This is a genomic window from Novosphingobium sp. B-7 (genome assembly GCF_000410615.1).
In the GTDB taxonomy this organism is placed as follows: domain Bacteria; phylum Pseudomonadota; class Alphaproteobacteria; order Sphingomonadales; family Sphingomonadaceae; genus Novosphingobium; species Novosphingobium capsulatum.
Genome location: NZ_APCQ01000232.1, coordinates 1 through 17,569, shown reverse-complemented (window position 1 = coordinate 17,569; position 17,569 = coordinate 1). Strand labels below are relative to the sequence as shown.

Here is a 17,569-nt window from a genome sequence, read left to right as displayed (position 1 = left end):
CGCGCGCGAACGAAGGGATGGAACGAGAAAGTCAGGTTGGGTGGCGGCACGGATCACGCGCCGCGCGTCAACACATTCGTTGGGTCTTGTGCATCGTATCACCTCGATCGGATGGAGGGATCACGAAGCCTGGCGATGTCGCCCCCGCGTTCGCGCGCTTTAGCCGTTGGTATCGCGGAGCAAGCTGCTTCCCATCAAAAGCCGCGGGCCGATGGTTCGGGCGCAAGGCCCGCTTTTCCTGGCCGGGGAAAAGACTTTCGAACTATCTCTACTTTATCGCTTGACTATAACATGGCAAGCCCGGATCGCTTGGAGGAAGCCAAGTTTTGCGTGGCCACTCCCAAGCGGAATTATCCCTGCGAGCCGCGATCGGCCTGCGCCAGCCAGCGATCACGGCTGGCATCAGAAACCAGCCCCGCTGCATCGCGTGCAGCCAGCTGGCGACGGATATCGCCATGGCGCCGCTCGTCGATGGGAAAGCCGTGGATTACGGCGGCCGAGATCACGTGGCCTAGCGCCGGCCCCAGGGCGAACAGCCATTTGAGATGTTCCAGCACGCCGGCCGGATTGGTCCCGCGCGGATCAAACCCGATCCACGCGGCCAGCGGCAGGGCCACGCCGATCGCCAGGGCCACGCCGGCCTTGTCAGACAGCGAGAACACCGAAAAGAACAGGCCGATGCGATCCTCGCCGGTGCGCAGGCGATGATAATCGGCCACGTCCGCCACGATCGAGCGCAGCATGAGATTGCCCGAGCCCTGGGCCAGCCCCTGCGCCAAGGTCAGGGCCAGCAGCAGCACGACAGAGCCCGGCGCCAGCGCGAGGAGTGCCAGGTTGATCGCCACCTGGGTCAATTCCCCGGCGACAGCAGCGCGTTCCTTACCCACGCGGCGGCCGATCGCCAGCCACAGCGGGCAGGCAAAGATGCCGAACACATATTGCAGCAGGAACAGACCCGGCGCCCAGGCGGGATGGCCCATGTAAAAGCTGATGAAGAACACGAACAGCGCGGTGCGCACGCCCTGTGCCAGCCGCACGGCAAAGTTCGAGGCCAGCACGCGCAGCAGCATGCCTTCGCCAAAGACCAGCCGCAGCGTATGCCACACCCGCACCGGATCTTGCGCGCCGGCTGGCGGCGGCGGCTCGGGCAGCGCACGAATGCCCAGCGGCAGGGTGATCAGCAGCAGGGCAAAGACCATCGCCCCCATCGCCGCTAGTTCCAGCCGCGGTTGCCCGGCCAGCCGCGTGACCAGCAGGCTGGGCAGGACCAGCGCCAGCAGCAGCGCCACGCAGGTTAGCGCCTGGCCATAGGTGGTGATGCGCGTCCGCTCGTGATAAGCGCCCGAAAGTTCGCCCATCCACGCCGCCAGCGGCGTCGCCATCATCGAATAGCCCAGATAGAGCACGAACAGCGCGGCCGACAGCGCCAAGGGGCCAAACCAGGTAGGCGGCAGGAACACCGGCACCGCGCCCAGCGCAAAGATCGCGGCCCCCACCGCAATCCACGGCCGGCGGCGGCCCCAGCGGCTGCGCGTGCGGTCAGACAGCAGGCCGATCGCCGGATCGATCACCGCATCCCACAGCCGCGCCAGCAGGAAAATCACCCCCACCGTGCCCAGCGAAAAGCCGAACGCGCTGGCATAGAGCGGCGGGACATAGGTGCTGAGCGGCACTTCCACCGCGGCAAGCGGCATGCCCAGGCTGGAAAAGGCAATCAGCCGCGCCGGGCCAAGCCGTTTGGGCGCTGCGGCGGGCGGCGCGCGCCCGGCGGCATCGAGGGCAAGCGTGCTCATGCAACAAGCTCCTTCGTCTGGGGGGAAAGCGGCGCAGGAAAGCCGGCATCGGGCCGCGCCAGGCCAAGGTTTTCGCGCAAGGTGGCGCCTTCGTGTTCCTCGCGAAACAGGCCGCGCCGGCGCAGTTCGGGCAGGACCAGTTCGATCACGTCGTCAAGGCCTGCGGGAAAGATCGGCGCCAGGATGTTGAAGCCATCGGCCGCGCCATCCTCGAACCAGGCCTGAAGTTCGTCGACCACTTCGGCGGGCGTGCCCACCAGCACGAGATGCCCGCGCGCGGCCGACATGCGCGAGACCAACTGGCGCACGCTCAAGCCCTGGTCCAGCGCGAGGTCGTAAAACAGCTTTTGCCGGCTCTGCCACCCTTGCGTGAACGGCGGCGGTGGCGGCGGCGCGTCGAGATCGACGGTGGTCAGATCCCAATCGAGGAAGGTGCGGATCGAGGCGAGCGCGCCGGCCACATCGACAAAGGCCTGCAAGCGCGCCAGCTTGGCCTCGGCCTCTGCCCGCGTGGGCGCAACATAGATGCTGACACCGGGCATCACCAGCAGGCTATCGCGCGACCGGCCTAGTGCCTGCGCCTTGTCCTTGAGGCCTTGGGCAAAGGCGCGCGCTGCGGCGCGGCTTTGCTGCGCGGTAAACACCACCTCGGCGGTGGCGGCGGCCAGCGCCTGGCCATCATCAGACGATCCGGCCTGAACGATCACCGGATGTCCCTGCGGCGGTCGCCCGGTCTGCAACGGGCCGGCCACGCGGAAGTGATTGCCAGCATGATCCACACGGCGCAACCGTGCCGGATCGTAATAGCGGCCGCTGGCCTTGTCGGCCTGGATGGCATCGTCGGCAAAGCTGTCCCACAGCTGCTTGACCACCGCCACATGCTCGGCCGCGATGGCATAGCGCGCGGCGTGCGCGAGTTGATGGTCCAGCCCGAAGTTCGCCGCCTCGGCATCGCTGCCCGATGTGACGAGGTTCCACCCGGCCCGGCCGCCGGAAAGCTGGTCGAGCGCGGCAAACTTTCGCGCGACATGATAGGGCTGGAGATAGGTGGTGGAGACCGTGGCGATCAGCCCGATATGGCTGGTGTGCGTGGCCAGGGCCGACAGCAGCGTCAGCGGCTCTCCGGTATAGACAGGTGCGGTATAGCTGATCGCCTCGGGCGTGGCGCCGAACAGCGCCACGTTGTCGGCCAGGAACACGGCATCGAACGTTGCAGCTTCGGCTTTTTGCGCCAGATCGCGCCAGTATTCGAACCGGAACGGCGCGCGCGGATCGACATCGGGATGGCGCCAGGCGGCGGCATGATGCCCTACGCCGAACAGGAAGGCGCCCAGCTTCATCTGGCGTTTGCCGCAGGCCTGGCGATGTGCGGTATCGTGGCTCATGGTCAAAACGTCCGCGTGATGGTGCCGCCGAACGTGCGCGGATTGCCATAGACCTCGATCACCGGGGCCGAGGCACTGGCCGCGCCATAGGAGACGGCATAGCGTTCGTTGGTCACGTTCTTGGCCCAGGCCTGAAGCTGCCAGCGGTTGTCCTGCGTGCGCAGGCCCAGCCCGACGTTGGTGATCGCCACCGGCGCCTGCCAGCCATAGACCGAGCGCGGGTTGATATAGGCAATCCGGCTTTTCCAGCTGGTGTTGGCATAGCCGGTGAGGTTCCATTCCCCACCGATCGGCTGATCAAGATCGATGCCGCCCTGCACCGTCCACTTGTTGGAACCAGCCACCTGATAGCCGGTGAGCGACAGGGGCCGCGCGGCGCCGCCATTGGCCAGCTGGAATTCCAGCGGGGCGGGCGCATCGGCATAATCCAGGTACTTGGCGTCGTTATAGGCAAGGTTCGCGTTGAACCCCAGCGCCGGCACCGGGCGCCAGGTCGCCTCGAACTCGAACCCGCGCAGCCGCACCTTGCCCACGTTGGCGAGATAGGTGCCGAACGAGGCATTGGCCTGGTCGACGCGGGTGCCCTGATAATCGGTGATCGTGTTGTTGTAGAGGTTGAGGTTGACGGTGGCCTTGCCGCCGGCCCAGCTGGTCTTGATCCCGGCCTCGAAATCGGTGGACTTTTCCGGCCGGGTGATCACCAGCGCGGCCTGGCTCGCCGTGGCCGAAGTATTGGCCGCGCCCGATTTTTCGCCATGGCTGGCCGAGGCATAGAGCAGCACGTTGGGCGTCACCTGCCAAGCGGGGTTGACCAGCCAGGCCAGCGAGCCACGGCTGACCTGGTTGGCCAGCGTATAGGCGCCGGCCGCGCTGCCACTGGTGCCACCCAGGTTGTTGAGCAGCGCCTGTCGCGCCGTGGCGCCGGCGGGATTGAGCGCGCCGGTGCCCAGAGCATAGCCGGCGATGTTCACCTGCTTCTTCTCCCAGGTGTAGCGCAGGCCGCCGGTGAGCGAGAAGGTGGACGTGAGGTGCGCGGTCACCTGGCCAAAACCGGCCAGGCTATCGATCGTCAGCCGGCCATCGCGGTCATACTCCAGCCCGTCGATGAACGAGGACGGCACCCCTGCCCCCAGGAAAAACGTCGAGGCGTCTGATCCAAAGATCGTGCGCAAGTTGCTGCGCAGCTTTTCGTGCAGGTAAAACGCGCCCACCTGCCAATCGATCGTGCTGCCCTTGGCCGAGGCGAGCCGCAGTTCCTGCGAATACTGATTGACGTCAACATCATAGCCCGCACGATAGATATCCAGCGGGGTGTAATCGCTATCGTTGTAGGGCCGGAAATAGAGCCGCCGCCACGCGGTAACGCCGATCAGGTTCACCCCGCCCAGATCCCAGTTGATCTCGTTGGAAAGACCATCGGTCTTGGCGATCAGGCGATCCTGGTTGTTGAGGTTGGCGTTGTAGGGGCCGTTGAGATTGGGGGTATAGCCAAACCGCGCCAGCTTGGCGCTCCAGCTACCGGCGCGCGGCGAATTGACCGTACCATCAAGGTTCAGGTTCTGTGTCACGTCCGCCACTGGCGGGGAGAAATTGTTGTATTCGTTGGATTCGTAATGTTCGGCGATCAGGCGCGAGGACACAGTGGCGCTGGGCGTGAACAGCAGTTGCCCGCGCGCCGACCAGCGATCGTTGCCCAGCAGCTTGACGCCGTTATAGGCATTGGTGATCCAGCCACCACCCTTGCTTTCGGCAAAGGTCAGGCGATACGCCAGCTTGTCATCGATGATCGGCCCGGTGGCATTGGCGCGCAGCTGCACCGCATCGTAATTCCCATAGGTGGCTTGCAGCGTATAGGAAGGCTCGAACTGGGGCTTGGCCGTCTGCACGATCACTGCGCCGATCGTGGTGTTCTTGCCCAGCAGCGTGCCCTGCGGCCCGCGCACCACCTGGATGTTTTCCAGGTCGACGAAATCGAGCCAGGAAAAGCCCACGTGGGTGAAGAACACGTTGTCCACGATCAGGCCAACGCCGCCTTCGGCGCCATCGTTGCTGGCATTGCCGCCCAGCCCACGAATGTAGAGCCCGGAAACGCGAGTGTTCTGCTGCAACGCGCCGAAATTGGGCACGCGCAGAGCAAATTCGCTCACCCGCTCGATCCGCTTGGAGGTCAGCTCCGCACCGGAAATGGCTGAGATGGCCAGCGGCACGTCCTGCAGCCGTTCTTCGCGGTGGCGGGCGGTGACGGTGATGGCATTGGCATCGGGCACATCCGGGCTGGCTGGGTCGGCGACCGGTGCCGGCGCCTGTTCGGCCGGCGCCGCCGCCGTTTCGGCAGCCTGGGCCAAGCCTGGCAAGGCCAGTGCGGTGGAGGCGAGCAGCAGCGCGCCCAGGCCCGTGGCCGGGCGGGTGGCATGGAAAATCGACATGAAAAGCGGTCCCTCATGGACTGAAGGCGCAAGGCGGCCTGCCGCGTGCGGGGCATCGCCGCGCGGCCTTGCGCAATCTGGATATGATTATGGTCAGGCCCAGGCGCAGCCGTGGTCTGCACGGTGGCTGGGCGCGGGCATTATGCCGCTATCGTGTGCATTGCATCGTATCACCCCTGAAACAGCGGGGAACACGAAGCCTGGCGATGTCGCCCCAGCGTTCGCGCGCTTTAGCCGTTGGTAACGCGGAGCAAGCTGCTTCCCGATCAAAAGCCGCGGGCCCGTGGCGGCCGCTGAGGGCCGGCGCAGCATCGGGCCAGGCCGCTGCGTCTTGATCTCTATTTATTTGATAGACTTTTTACCGTCAAGCGATGGCGTGGGATGGAAGCGGCAAAGCAATTCTTGGGCACGGCCAAGCCAGGGTGCCCCCAACGGTTCCCTGCCCTTTCGGGAACCGCGCGGCCCGCCCGCTGGTTTTGGGAAACAGTCCAGCAATCAAACCAGAAAGAACCGCGGCCATGGACCGGATTTTCACCGCATTTGCCAATCGCGTTTCGGCCTTGGCGGGGCAACCGGCGAGTTTCGCGCTGGCCACGCTGATCATCGTCGTCTGGGCCGTGTCGGGCCCGATCTTCGCCTGGTCAGACACCTGGCAGCTGGTGATCAACACCGGCACCACCATCGTCACGTTCCTGATGGTCTTCGTCATCCAGAATGCGCAAAACCGCGATGCTGCGGCGATGCAGGCCAAGCTAGACGAGCTGATCCGCGCCCTGGAAGGCGCGCGGGGCGATTTCATCGGGATCGAGCATCTGTCCGACAGCAAGATTTCCAACATTCGCACCGCGCTGGAACAGGAAAGTGGCTGCGATACTGACCGAGCCAGTGTCGAAGAAAGCGTGGAGGTGCTGCTGCGCCGCCGCTGACAATTGCAAATGACACGATTGGCGACAAAAAGCGCACAGACATGCCCTTTTTATCAATGGCATCACCTGCATCAAACTCTTTCAGATGAAACCGCCTTCGTCTAGGTTGCGCGCCGTTGAGGGGTCAACAAGGATGAATGCAACTGTGAAACTTCGCATGATGGTCTTGGCATCGACGGCATTGGCCGTGGCGATGCAGCCGGCCCTGGCCTCTCCGGCGTCTCGCGCAAAGGCGGCACCCGCTGCCGCCAGCGCTCAGAGCGGGCCGATTGGCGGCTGGGGTGTCGATCTTTCCGGGCGCGATCTTTCGGTCAAGCCAGGCGATGATTTCGATACTTACGCCAACGGCAAGTGGAAGGCGCGCACGCCCATTCCCGAAGACCGGCCCAACATCGGCACGCTTGCCCTGATCGACGAGCAAGTGCAGGCGCAGATGAAGGATCTGGTCGCCGCCATGCCCGCGACCAGCCAGGTCGGCGCACTCTATGCCAGCTTCATGAACGAGGCCGCGGTCGAACAGCGCGGCCTTGCCCCGCTCCAGGCCGATGTTGCCAAGGTCATGGCGATTGCCGACAAGACCGCCTTCGCCCGCGCCATGGGCGGCGCCGAGGGCAGCTTTGGCATCAGCCTGGTCGATTATGGCGTGGGACCAGATACCGCCGATGCGGGGCTCAACGTGCTTTCGCTGGGCCAGAGTGGCCTGGGCCTGCCCGAACGCGATTATTACCTCAAGCCCGCATTCGCGCCGCAGCGCGAGGCCTATGTCGCCTATATCACCCGCACGCTGCAGACGCTGGGCGTGGCCGATCCGGCAGCAGCGGCCGCAAAGATCATGGCCTTTGAAACCGAGATCGCCACGCGCAGCTGGGATATCGCCCGCCGCCGCGATCGCAGTGCCACCAATAACCCGATGTCATCGGCCGAATTTGCCGCCTATGCGCCCGGGATCGACTGGACGGCCTTCTTCGAAGGCGCGCACATCGCCCCGCAAAGCCGCATGATCGTGCGCGAGAACACCGCGATCCGCGATCTGGCGGCACTCTATGCCAACACCCCGCTCGACACGCTCAAGCTGTGGCAGGCGTTCCACGTGGCCGACCAGGCTTCGCCCTATCTGACCAAGGCGATGGTCGACAGCCGCTTTGCCTTTACCCGCACGCTCACCGGCGTGGGCCAGCTCAAGCCGCGGTGGAAGCGCGGGCTGGATCTGGTCAACAGCCAGTTGGGCGAAGCGGCCGGCCAAGCCTATGTCGCGCGCTATTTCCCGCCATCGTCCAAGGCGCGGATGCAGGAACTGGTCGCCAACCTGCGCGCCGCCTTTGAAAAGCGCATTGCCGCCAATCCGTGGATGAGCGCGCCGACCAAGGAGGCCGCGCTTGCCAAGCTGGCGCGGATCGACGTGATGGTCGGATACCCGGATATGTGGCGCGATTATTCGGCGTTGGTGATCAAGCCTGACGATCTCTACGGCAATGTGACCCGCGCCGCGCGCTTCAATGCCGACTATGCGATGGAAGACCTGGGCAAGCCGGTGAACCGCAAGAAGTGGGGCATGAACCCGCAGACGGTGAACGCCTACAACGGCGGGGCCAAGCTGCAGATCGTGTTCCCCGCCGGCATTCTCCAGCCGCCGCTGTTTGATCCGCGCGCCGATGATGCCGTGAACTATGGCGCCACGGGCGCGATCATCGGCCACGAAATCAGCCACAGCTTTGACGATCAGGGCCGCAAGATCGACGCCAAGGGCGCCATCTCCGATTGGTGGACGCCCCAGGATGCCGAGCGTTTCGAGGCGGAAGCCAAGGTGTTTGGCGATGAATATGCCCGCTTTGAAGCGGCGCCGGGCGCCTTCATCAATCCCAAGCTGACGATGGGCGAAAATATCGCCGATCTTGCCGGCTTGCAGGTTGCGCTTGATGCCTATCACAAGTCGCTGGGTGGCAAGCCGGCGCCGGTGATCGACGGTCTGACCGGCGACCAGCGCTTCTTCCTCTCGTTTGCCCAGGCCTGGCGCGCCAACCAGCGCGTGGATTCGCTGCGCAACCAGGTCACCACCGACCCGCACAGCCCGGCCCGCTTCCGCATCCTCGGGCCGCTGCCCAACATCGAAGCGTGGTACCAGGCCTTTGGCGTCAAGCCGGGCAACACCATGTATATTCCGCCCGAAAAGCGCGCAAAGCTGTGGTGAGCTAGGTAGAAAAAAGCCCCCTCCTCTTTAGAGGAGGGGGTTTGGGGGTGGTGCGAGGCCATGCGCAAACGCGCGCCTGCACCATTCGAATTTTCAGCTAAATCCGCTGGTCAACAGCAAATTTCAGGGGTGGTTTCCACCACCCCCAACCCCCTCCTCTAAAGAAGAGGGGGCTTTTTGCGCAATCAGTCCAGCTTGGCGCGGATCTTGGCGATCAGCTTGGCGATGCGATCGGCCGCTTCAGTGAAGGTTTCCACATCGGCACGGTTGTTGTTGCCGCGCGCTTCCTTGGCGGATTCGAGATAGCCTTCCAGATCCACTTCCAGCGCGTCGACGATCATTTCGCCTTCATCTTCGCTCAGCGTCAGCTTGATAGTCTTGTCCACAATCGGTTCCTTCGGATTTTTTGGAATGGAAAACCCCGGCCAGCCTGCGCCAGCCGGGGTTGAAAAGTTGCGATCAGCAGCAGGCTCAGGCCGCCAGGCCGTGGCAGTGCTTGTACTTCTGGCCCGAACCACACGGGCACGGCGCGTTGCGGCTGATGCCCTGGCCGGCATAGGGATCTTCGCTCGCCGCCACAGCAGCGCCCGCAGCCTGCGCGCCACCCAGCGCGCCGAGCATGGCAGCAGCACCGGGCACCTGCGGCACGGCATCGTTTTCGCCGGTGAACGGATCGATATGGCTGGTCAGGAAATCGGGCAGTTCGGGCAGTTGGAAGTCTTCCATCGGCTGCATGCGGATTTCGCTGATCATCAGGATGCGGGTCACGTCCTCGCGGATCGCGTCGAGCATCTTTTCGAACAGGCCAAAGGCTTCCTGCTTGTATTCGTTGATCGGCGTCTTCTGCGCATAGGCGCGCAGGAACACCACCTGGCGCAGCGCGTCGAGCGTGGCCAAGTGTTCCTTCCAGTGGTGGTCGAGGCGTTCGAGCAGGATCGACTTTTCCAGGTTGCCCCACGATGCGCGGTCCACCGTGTCGAGCTTGGCCGCCATGTGCGCATCGGCCAGCGCGATCAGGCGCTCGCTGATCAACTCGGCTTCCACCGCGTCTTCTTCCAGCCAGTCATCGAGCGGCGGCGTCATGCCCAGCACGTCGGCCACGCGTTCCTTGAGGCCGGCGATATTCCACTGTTCGGGATAAGAGCCCGGCGGGCAGGCGTCGCCAACCATGGCGTTGATCGTGTCGTGGCGCATATCCACCACCACATCGTCCACCGCATCGGCATCCATGATGTCGGCGCGCTGCTCGTAGATCACCTTGCGCTGGTCGTTCATCACGTCGTCGTATTCGACAACCTGCTTGCGGATATCGTAGTTGCGCGCTTCGACCTTCTTCTGCGCGGTCTCGATCGCCTTGGACAGCCACTTCGACCCGATCGCCTCGCCATCAGCAAGGTTGGAATTCATCATCCGGGCAAACAGCGTGTCCGGCCCGAAGATGCGCAGCAGGTCGTCTTCCAGGCACAGGTAGAACTTCGACAGGCCCGGGTCACCCTGACGGCCCGAACGGCCACGCAGCTGGTTGTCGATGCGGCGGCTTTCGTGCCGCTCGGTGCCGATCACGCATAGGCCACCGGCTTCCAGCACCTTGGCCTTTTCCGCGTCGATCTCGGCCGCCATGCGGGCGATGGCAGCGTCGCGTTCCGGCCCTTCGGGCACGTCGCGCAACTCGTCCTCCATGCGGAATTCCAGGTTGCCGCCCAGCTTGATGTCGGTGCCGCGCCCGGCCATGTTGGTGGCGATGGTGACGGCGCCAAGGCGGCCGGCCTGGGCCACGATGTGCGCCTCCATTTCGTGGAAGCGGGCATTGAGCACCGCGTGCTTGACGCCTTCGCGGTTGAGGAACTCGCTGAGCAGTTCCGACTTTTCGATCGACACGGTGCCGACCAGCACCGGCTGGCCGATCTCGTTCTTCTCGCGGATCAGCTTGGCGATCGCGGCAAACTTGTCGAGCGTGTTCTTGTAGAACTCGTCTTCCTCGTCCACGCGCTGCACCGGCACGTTGGTGGGAATGGTGACGACATTCATCTTGTAGATTTCGAAGAACTCGGTCGCCTCGGTCGCGGCCGTCCCGGTCATCCCCGAAAGCTTGGGATACATGCGGAAGTAGTTCTGGAAGGTGATCGAGGCCATGGTCTGGTTTTCAGGCTCGATCTTGACGCCTTCCTTGGCCTCCACCGCCTGGTGCAGGCCATTGGACCAGCGCCGGCCATCCATCATGCGGCCGGTGAACTCGTCGATGATGATGACCTTGTCGTCCTTGACGATGTAGTCGATGTCACGCTTGAACATGACATTGGCCTTCAGCGCCTGGTCGAGATGGTGCACCACCATGGTGTTTTCGACGTCATAGAGGTTGGAGCCAACCAGCAGGCCATCTGCCTCCAGCGCGCGCTCCACCCATTCCACACCGTCTTCGGTCAGGGTGATGCTCTTGGTCTTTTCGTCGGCTTCATAGAGCGACGGGTCGATCTGCTTCACCACCGCATCGACCGAGATATAGAGGTCGCTCTTGTCGTCGGTGGGGCCGGAAATGATCAGCGGCGTGCGCGCCTCGTCGATCAGGATCGAGTCCACTTCGTCGACGATCGCATAGTTGAACGGCCGCTGCACCATCTGCGAGCGTTCGTGCTTCATGTTGTCGCGCAGGTAGTCGAAGCCCAACTCGTTGTTGGTGGCATAGGTGATGTCGGCCTCATAGGCCTCGCGCCGCTCATACTCGTTGAGATTGGGCACGATCACGCCGACCGTCAGGCCAAGGAACTTGTAGAGTACGCCCATCGTCTCGGCGTCGCGCTTGGCGAGGTAGTCGTTCACGGTCACGACGTGAACACCCTTGCCTTCCAGCGCATTGAGATAGACCGCCAGCGTCGCCACCAGGGTCTTGCCTTCGCCGGTGCGCATTTCGGCGATTTCGCCACGGTGCAGCACCATGCCGCCGATCATCTGCACGTCAAAGTGGCGCATGCCCATGGTGCGCACGGCCGCTTCGCGCACCGTGGCAAAGGCTTCGGGCAGCAGGTCATCGAGGCTGGCGCCCGCTTCGAGGGCAGCGCGGAACTTCACCGTCTGCGCGGCAAGCTGCTCGTCGCTCATCGCCTGCACTTCCGGCTCGAAAGCGGCGATCTTCTTCACCTGCTTGTCGAGTGACTTGACGTAGCGATCGTTGGACGAACCGAAAATGGACTTGGCAAGGGCGCCGAGCATGGCGGTGTTTCCTGTTATGCGAATGGGTATGGCAAGTGCCGGGCGCGGGCCGTGATAAAATTCGGGCGCGCATCGGGCCGGCAACGCGAAAGTCAGGGATTGGTGCCCGCAACGGGGCAGCAGCGCGGCTTATTCGCGCGCGCGGTCGCTGCGATAGGTGGCGGTGCTGGCCAGCGCGAACGGCGCAAACATCGCCGGCACGGCCTGCTGCGCCACGTCGAAAACCGGGCGCGCAGCGCGCACCCGCGCCGCCTGGACCACGCAATGCGCGGCCACCGGGGCCACTGCCAGCCCGGCATGCTCGGCGCCCGCCACTTCGGTGCGCGTGGTGGCATTGGCCACCTCGGGCAGCGACAGGCCGCTGAGCAGGGCAAACAGGACAAGCAAAAAGCGCATTGCGATGGGAGATAGGGAACGGCTCCCCGCGCGTAAAGCGCAATCGGCAGATTTTGATTCAACCCAAGCGCTGGAACGCACGCTCAGGACGCATCGTCCACGGCGATGGTAAAGGTTACCGTCACCCGCTTGGCAACGGTTCGGCCGGTCGTGTCCTTTGCCGGGGCAAACCGCTTGCCCACGGGGCAGGAAATCAGGCCGGTCCCCGGCGCGACCTCATGCCATCCACCGCCATTTTCAGACGCCTCGCAGCGCAACACCTTGCCGTCGGCACCAACCACGAACGCCATTTGCTGCTTGGTGGGCGCCGGAACAACATTGAGGCCGTTGCCGCCTCCCCCACCGGGCAGGCGCCAGTTGATGGAACTGCGAAAGGTATCGCCCACAGGCTTGCCATGCTTGGTGCCGGGCACGAACCGCGCCCGTGCCATCAGTATCCGGCACGTGGTATCATCCAGCTGCGACGAACCGCTGCTTACCGTCACTTCGCACGTAGTGGGCATGCCGGTGGTGTCATAGGTCAGCGCAAAGTGGACTGCGCCCTGTTCGGCATTGCGCAGTGCGCTGGCCGGATAATCCGCCGCCGAGATCCATGTCCCGGGATTGGTGACAGGCCGCCCCGGGGTCGAGTCTTGCGCCAGCGCCGGCATCCCGATCAGCAAACCGATGGCCAGGCTCGTCGCCGTCAGTTTCCGCGCCATTGCCCCGTTCCCTGTCCCTGATGCGTTGTAGCCACCGTGATGATGCGCGAACGCGGGCGCGTCAACCGGGATGGCGCGGTTCATGGCACATCGTCGACCGCAACGGAAAACGTGGTGGTCACGCGCCGCGCCACGGGCTTTCCGCCAGCATCGCGCGGAATGGGGAATGTCTTGCCAGCCGGACAGGCGACCAGGCCGGAGCCAGCTGCCACCTCGTGTCGTTTGCCATCGTTTTCCACCGCCTCGCACCGCGCCACCGTGCCATCGGCGGCAATGGTATAGACCAGTTGGCCCTTGTACGCGGTCGGCAGGGTGCGCGGCGTGTCGGTATCATCGTCGTCGTCCCCGTTGTCGGGAATGCTCCACCGCACCGAACTGGTATAGGCGCTCGCCACCGGCTTGCCATTGCGGGTGCCGGGTATGAAGCTGGCCCGCAACAGCAACACCCGGCACGTGGTGGCGTCGAGATCGGCATAGCCGCTGCTTGCCGTCACCTCGCAATCGGTCACCTTGCCCGTTTCGTCATAGGTCAGGCGGAAGCCGGTTGTGCCGGTATCATTGTTGCGCAGCGCCGCAGGAGGATAATCGTCAGGCAAAACCCATTGCCCGGCATCGCCATTGGGCTTGGCCGGTGTTTCGACCGGCGGGCGCGATCGCGGGCGCGCCATCGCCGCACCCGGCGCGCAGAGCATTACTCCCAAGCCGATCAAGACCGCGTGGCGCATCGCATGCTGCATGTGTCTGTTTCCCCGTTTCACGGCAAAGTGATGCCGGTGCCACATTCTTGCGTCAATTGTCTGCCCAGCGGCGTGCCGCGGCCGGCTCAGCCATGGACGGCGGGAAATCGAATCGCTAGGGAACGCGGCCATGTCAGACGCCGTTTCCCCGCTCGCCTCGCCCTTCCCCGCCCTGCCCGCGATTGCCGGCGTGACCCCGCGCGTGGCCCGTGCCGGGTACAAGGATTGGGGACGCTGTGACCTCACCTATGTGGAGCTGGACGAAGGCACGGCCGTGGCCGGTGTGTTCACCCGCAATGTGTGCTGTTCCTCGGAAGTGGAGCTGGGGCGGCAGAATGTAGCACAAGGCGCCGCGCGCGCGCTGGTGGTCAATGCCGGCAATTCCAACGCCTTTACCGGCTATCGCGGGCGCGAGGCGGTAGAAGCGATTATGGACCAGGTCGCCACGCACCTGGGCTGCGCGCGCGAGGCAGTGTTCGTCTCGTCCACCGGCGTGATCGGCGTGCCGCTGCCCAAGGACAAGGCCCGCGCCGGGATCGAGGCCGCACTGCTGGCCACGCCCTGCACCTGGGAAGAGGCGGCCAACACCATCGGCACGACCGACACCTTTGCCAAGGGCGCCACGGCCACCGCAATCGTGGGCGATACCACGGTAACACTGTCGGCGATCATCAAGGGTTCGGGCATGATCGCGCCCGACATGGCGACGATGCTGGGCTATATCTTCACCGACGCGGCAGTTTCGCCCGCGTTCCTGCAGGAATGCCTGTCGGCCGCGAACCAGCGCACGTTCTCGTGCATCACGGTCGACAGCGATACTTCCACCAGCGACACGGTCATGGCCTTTGCCACCGGCAAGGCGGGCAACGCCCTGCTCACCAGCCGGGACGACGTAGGCGGTGAAGCCTTTGCCGCCGCGCTGGAGCAGGTGTGCCGCGAACTGGCACATCTGGTGGTCAAGGATGGCGAAGGCGCGCAGAAGTTCATTGCCGTGGCCGTTTCCGGCGCTGTTTCCGACGAAAGCGCCCGCCGCGTCGGCCTGGCGATTGCCAATTCGCCGCTGGTAAAAACCGCCATTGCCGGGGAAGACGCCAACTGGGGCCGCGTCGTCATGGCCGTGGGCAAGGCCGGCGAACCGGCCGACCGCGACCGCCTGTCGATCGGCTTTGGCGGCACCTGGGCAGCCAAGGACGGCCAGCCACTCGCCGATTATGACGAAGCGCCGGTGGCTGCGCACCTCAAGGGCCGCGAAATTTCGATCGAGGTCGACCTGGGCCTCGGCCAGGGCCGCGCCACGGTGTGGACCTGCGACCTGACGCACGGCTATATCTCGATCAACGCCGATTACCGGAGCTGAGCGGCCATGCTGATCATCTGGGGCCGGATCAATTCGCACAACGTCAAGAAGGTGGTCTGGGGCGCGCACGAATGCGGCCTGGATTTCGAGCGGCGGGATATGGGCGGCAGCTTTGGCTATACGCCTGAATACCTGGCAAAGAATCCCAACCGCCTGGTGCCGATGATCGAGGACGGCAGCGTGACGGTGTGGGAATCGAACGCGATCCTGCGCTATCTGTTCGCCGCCCATGCCCCGCAGCTGTGGCCCGCCGATCCGGCAATCCGCGCGCAGGGCGACCAGTGGATGGACTGGCAGTTCCTCTATGCCGACGCGCAGCGCGATGCGTTTCTGGGCTGTGTGCGCGGCGGCAAGGATGGCAGCGATCCGGTAGTGGCCAAATCTGCCACCGCCTGTGCCACGCTGATGGCGATGGTCGATGCGCAGTTGGCGCGCCAGCCGTTCCTGTCGGGCGACAGCTTTGGCGTGGCCGATATCCCCATGGGCACCTATGCCCACACCTGGTTCAGCCTGCCGATTGAACGGCCGGCCCTGCCCCATGTGGAGATGTGGATGGAACGGCTGCGCACCCGCCCCGGCTTCCAGGCCATTGCCGCGGTGCCGTTCTCATGAGCTGGACGCCCGAGATCGACGCTGCCGTCAGCGCGCTGATCGCCCGCGTGGCGCAGGAAGCCATCGCGCCGCGCTATCGCCAGCTTTCAGAGGCTGACGTGATCAACAAGGCCGTCAACGACGTGGTCACCGTGGCCGATACCCACGCGGAACGACTGCTGAGCGAGGGGCTCGCCACGATCCTGCCCCAGGCCACTATCGTGGGCGAGGAAGCCGCCCATGCCGACCCGGCGCTGATGGAACGGCTGGGCGATGGGCTGTGCTGGATCATCGATCCGCTCGATGGCACCAACAATTTCGCTGCGGGCAAGCCGCCGTTTGGCGTGCTGATCGCGCTGGCCGAGCATGGGCAGTGCGTGGCGGGATGGATTCACGATGTGCCATCCGGCCGGCTGTGCACCGCGCAACTGGGCCGGGGCGCGTTTGTGAATGGCAAGCCGGTGCGCGCCACGCCCACCAGCCAGGTGCCGCCGGTCGCGGCGATTTCCACGGTATTCATGGACGCGGCCCAGCGCGAGGCGATGCGCCAGCATATCCTGCCGCATTACAGCGTGGTGGACATTCCGCGTTGCGCGGCCGAGCAATATCCGCGCCTGGTGCTGGGGGTGAACGATGTCTCGATTTTCGAGCGCACCCTGGCCTGGGACCATGCCGCCGGGGTATTGTTCGTCAACGAGGCCGGCGGCAAGGCCGCACGGCCCGATGGGCGGCCCTATCGCGTCGATCAATTGGGCGAAAAGGGCCTGATTGCCGCCAGAACGCCGGCGCTGTTCGATGCCATGGCCGAACGGCTGGCGGGTTTGCCGGGCTAGTCTGCCTTCCCAAGGGGCTTCAACAAGCTCAGCCCGAACGGTTCAGAGGAAAATTCCTTGTTCCGTTCGCCCTGAGCCTGTCGAAGGGCGCGAGCACAGCGCCCGCTGACCATTACAGAACGCTTTCCAGCCAACCCTTGAGCTGGCTCTTGGGCGCGGCGCCCAGCTTCTGCGCCACCGGCTTGCCATCCTTGAACAGGATCAGCAGCGGAATCGACTGCACGCCGAAATCGCTGGCGATGGTGGTGTTTTCCATGATGTCCACCTTGGCGATGGTCACCTTGTCAGCCAGTTCTTCGGCGATTTCTTCCAGCGCCGGGGCGATCATCTTGCACGGGCCACACCAGTCGGCCCAGAAATCCACCAGCACGGGCTTGTCGGACTGAAGGACTTCGGTGGAAAAGCTGGCGTCGGTGACGGCTTTGGTCGACATGAACGAAACTCCGTTGATCAGTTGGGATGGTATCTAGGATTTGCCGCGCGCTTGGCAACCGGGATGCGCGAAAGGTTTGTTGGGGGCGCCCCTGCAAAAGCTATGTCGCGGCCATGGGGTGGTGCCGCGCCAGAACTTCTGCGGGAATGGCGATCAGTTGCGGGGCGTGGGTATAGAGCAGCGCCGCCTCCACCACGCGATCGGGATGGATCGTGGCCAGCGCGGCGGCATAGGCCGCCATCTGCCGCAGATAGGCCGCCGGAACATCCGCCAAGCTGGCCGGCGGACGCCGCGCCGTCTTGAAATCCACAATCAGCACGCGATCGGGTGCGATCAACAGGCGATCGATCGTGCCCGATACCACGCGGCCTTCGACCACGGCGGCCAGCGGCACTTCGGCCAGCGATCCGGGGCCGAATACCGCCTGCCAATCGGGATGATCGAGCACGGCAAGCGCGGCACGCAGCATGTCGGCATGGGCATCAGCGTCAAATTCCGCGCCCTGCCGCGCCAGCCAGGCCAGCGCCGCCTCCGCCCGCTCGCCCGGCGCCACGGCAGGCAGCCGCTCGATCAGCTTGTGGATCAAAGTGCCGCGC

General features: G+C 64.6%; 15 protein-coding genes. 5 read left to right on the top strand and 10 right to left on the bottom strand.

The annotated features are described in order from the left end of the window. Positions 1–350: 350 nt before the first annotated feature. The 3 genes from H926_RS0102465 to H926_RS0102455 are packed head-to-tail and all read right to left on the bottom strand — an operon-like array spanning position 351 to position 5,604. Positions 351–1,793 (bottom strand): MFS transporter, encoded by a 1,443-nt coding sequence (locus tag H926_RS0102465; protein WP_022674892.1) that lies wholly within the window; start codon positions 1,791–1,793, stop codon positions 351–353. After that, positions 1,790–3,178: an LLM class flavin-dependent oxidoreductase gene (locus tag H926_RS25260; protein WP_022674891.1), complete on the bottom strand. Its 1,389-nt coding sequence runs from the start codon at positions 3,176–3,178 to the stop codon at positions 1,790–1,792. Before H926_RS25260 ends, H926_RS0102465 begins: the two co-directional genes overlap by 4 nt. Before the next feature lie 2 nt (positions 3,179–3,180). After that, the gene (locus H926_RS0102455) at positions 3,181–5,604 is read right to left on the bottom strand and encodes a TonB-dependent receptor (protein WP_022674890.1); all 2,424 of its coding nucleotides are present in this window, start codon (positions 5,602–5,604) and stop codon (positions 3,181–3,183) included. A 518-nt stretch (positions 5,605–6,122) separates the two neighbouring features. On the opposite strand from H926_RS0102455, the gene H926_RS0102450 reads away from it, so the two are divergent. Next, positions 6,123–6,530 (top strand): low affinity iron permease family protein, encoded by a 408-nt coding sequence (locus H926_RS0102450; RefSeq protein WP_022674889.1) that lies wholly within the window; start codon positions 6,123–6,125, stop codon positions 6,528–6,530. A 145-nt stretch (positions 6,531–6,675) separates the two neighbouring features. Beyond that, positions 6,676–8,718: a M13 family metallopeptidase gene (locus tag H926_RS0102445; RefSeq protein ID WP_028657477.1), complete on the top strand. Its 2,043-nt coding sequence runs from the start codon at positions 6,676–6,678 to the stop codon at positions 8,716–8,718. 185 nt (positions 8,719–8,903) lie between these two features. Here the strand turns inward: H926_RS0102445 and H926_RS0102440 are convergent, their stop codons facing one another. From H926_RS0102440 to H926_RS30660, 5 genes are all read right to left on the bottom strand, one after another. Then, positions 8,904–9,104, bottom strand: a complete 201-nt coding sequence (locus tag H926_RS0102440; RefSeq protein WP_022674887.1) for a hypothetical protein — start codon at positions 9,102–9,104, stop codon at positions 8,904–8,906. A gap of 85 nt (positions 9,105–9,189) precedes the next feature. Then, positions 9,190–11,925 (bottom strand): preprotein translocase subunit SecA, encoded by a 2,736-nt coding sequence (gene secA, locus H926_RS0102435; protein ID WP_022674886.1) that lies wholly within the window; start codon positions 11,923–11,925, stop codon positions 9,190–9,192. 129 nt (positions 11,926–12,054) lie between these two features. Continuing rightward, positions 12,055–12,321: a hypothetical protein gene (locus H926_RS25255; protein ID WP_022674885.1), complete on the bottom strand. Its 267-nt coding sequence runs from the start codon at positions 12,319–12,321 to the stop codon at positions 12,055–12,057. A gap of 83 nt (positions 12,322–12,404) precedes the next feature. Next, on the bottom strand, positions 12,405–13,022 hold the full coding sequence (locus H926_RS30665) for an energy transducer TonB (RefSeq protein WP_158441924.1): 618 nt from the start codon (positions 13,020–13,022) through the stop codon (positions 12,405–12,407). An 80-nt stretch (positions 13,023–13,102) separates the two neighbouring features. Further along, complete coding sequence (locus H926_RS30660; protein ID WP_022674883.1) at positions 13,103–13,759, bottom strand: energy transducer TonB; 657 nt, start codon at positions 13,757–13,759, stop codon at positions 13,103–13,105. A gap of 130 nt (positions 13,760–13,889) precedes the next feature. Between H926_RS30660 and argJ the strand changes: the two genes are divergently transcribed. The 3 genes from argJ to H926_RS0102405 are packed head-to-tail and all read left to right on the top strand — an operon-like array spanning position 13,890 to position 16,540. Beyond that, entirely contained in the window at positions 13,890–15,116 is a 1,227-nt protein-coding gene (gene argJ / locus H926_RS0102415) for a bifunctional glutamate N-acetyltransferase/amino-acid acetyltransferase ArgJ (protein WP_022674882.1), read from the top strand. A 6-nt stretch (positions 15,117–15,122) separates the two neighbouring features. Then, the gene (locus H926_RS0102410; protein ID WP_022674881.1) at positions 15,123–15,728 is read left to right on the top strand and encodes a glutathione S-transferase family protein; all 606 of its coding nucleotides are present in this window, start codon (positions 15,123–15,125) and stop codon (positions 15,726–15,728) included. Next, positions 15,725–16,540 (top strand): inositol monophosphatase family protein, encoded by an 816-nt coding sequence (locus tag H926_RS0102405; RefSeq protein WP_022674880.1) that lies wholly within the window; start codon positions 15,725–15,727, stop codon positions 16,538–16,540. The genes H926_RS0102410 and H926_RS0102405 overlap by 4 nt, the downstream gene beginning before the upstream one ends. Positions 16,541–16,652: 112 nt before the next feature. On the opposite strand, the gene trxA is transcribed toward H926_RS0102405, so the two are convergent. Both trxA and H926_RS25240 read right to left on the bottom strand, forming a co-directional pair. Further along, positions 16,653–16,973: a thioredoxin gene (gene trxA, locus H926_RS0102400; RefSeq protein ID WP_022674879.1), complete on the bottom strand. Its 321-nt coding sequence runs from the start codon at positions 16,971–16,973 to the stop codon at positions 16,653–16,655. Between the two features lie 100 nt (positions 16,974–17,073). Further along, the coding region (locus tag H926_RS25240) for a PD-(D/E)XK nuclease family protein (protein WP_043607557.1) at positions 17,074–17,569 on the bottom strand (496 nt) is incomplete at its 5' end.

Excerpts from the sequence above, each read along its gene's own strand:
- H926_RS0102405 (WP_022674880.1), top strand. The coding sequence starts at position 15,725 with ATGAGCTGGACGCCCGAGATCGACGCTGCCGTCAGCGCGCTGATCGCC.
- H926_RS0102465 (WP_022674892.1), bottom strand. The coding sequence starts at position 1,793 with ATGAGCACGCTTGCCCTCGATGCCGCCGGGCGCGCGCCGCCCGCCGCA.
- H926_RS25260 (WP_022674891.1), bottom strand. The coding sequence starts at position 3,178 with ATGAGCCACGATACCGCACATCGCCAGGCCTGCGGCAAACGCCAGATG.
- H926_RS30660 (WP_022674883.1), bottom strand. The coding sequence starts at position 13,759 with ATGCAGCATGCGATGCGCCACGCGGTCTTGATCGGCTTGGGAGTAATG.
- H926_RS0102410 (WP_022674881.1), top strand. The coding sequence starts at position 15,123 with ATGCTGATCATCTGGGGCCGGATCAATTCGCACAACGTCAAGAAGGTG.
- trxA (WP_022674879.1), bottom strand. The coding sequence starts at position 16,973 with ATGTCGACCAAAGCCGTCACCGACGCCAGCTTTTCCACCGAAGTCCTT.
- H926_RS0102455 (WP_022674890.1), bottom strand. The coding sequence starts at position 5,604 with ATGTCGATTTTCCATGCCACCCGCCCGGCCACGGGCCTGGGCGCGCTG.
- secA (WP_022674886.1), bottom strand. The coding sequence starts at position 11,925 with ATGCTCGGCGCCCTTGCCAAGTCCATTTTCGGTTCGTCCAACGATCGC.
- H926_RS30665 (WP_158441924.1), bottom strand. The coding sequence starts at position 13,022 with ATGGCGCGGAAACTGACGGCGACGAGCCTGGCCATCGGTTTGCTGATC.
- argJ (WP_022674882.1), top strand. The coding sequence starts at position 13,890 with ATGTCAGACGCCGTTTCCCCGCTCGCCTCGCCCTTCCCCGCCCTGCCC.
- H926_RS25255 (WP_022674885.1), bottom strand. The coding sequence starts at position 12,321 with ATGCGCTTTTTGCTTGTCCTGTTTGCCCTGCTCAGCGGCCTGTCGCTG.
- H926_RS0102450 (WP_022674889.1), top strand. The coding sequence starts at position 6,123 with ATGGACCGGATTTTCACCGCATTTGCCAATCGCGTTTCGGCCTTGGCG.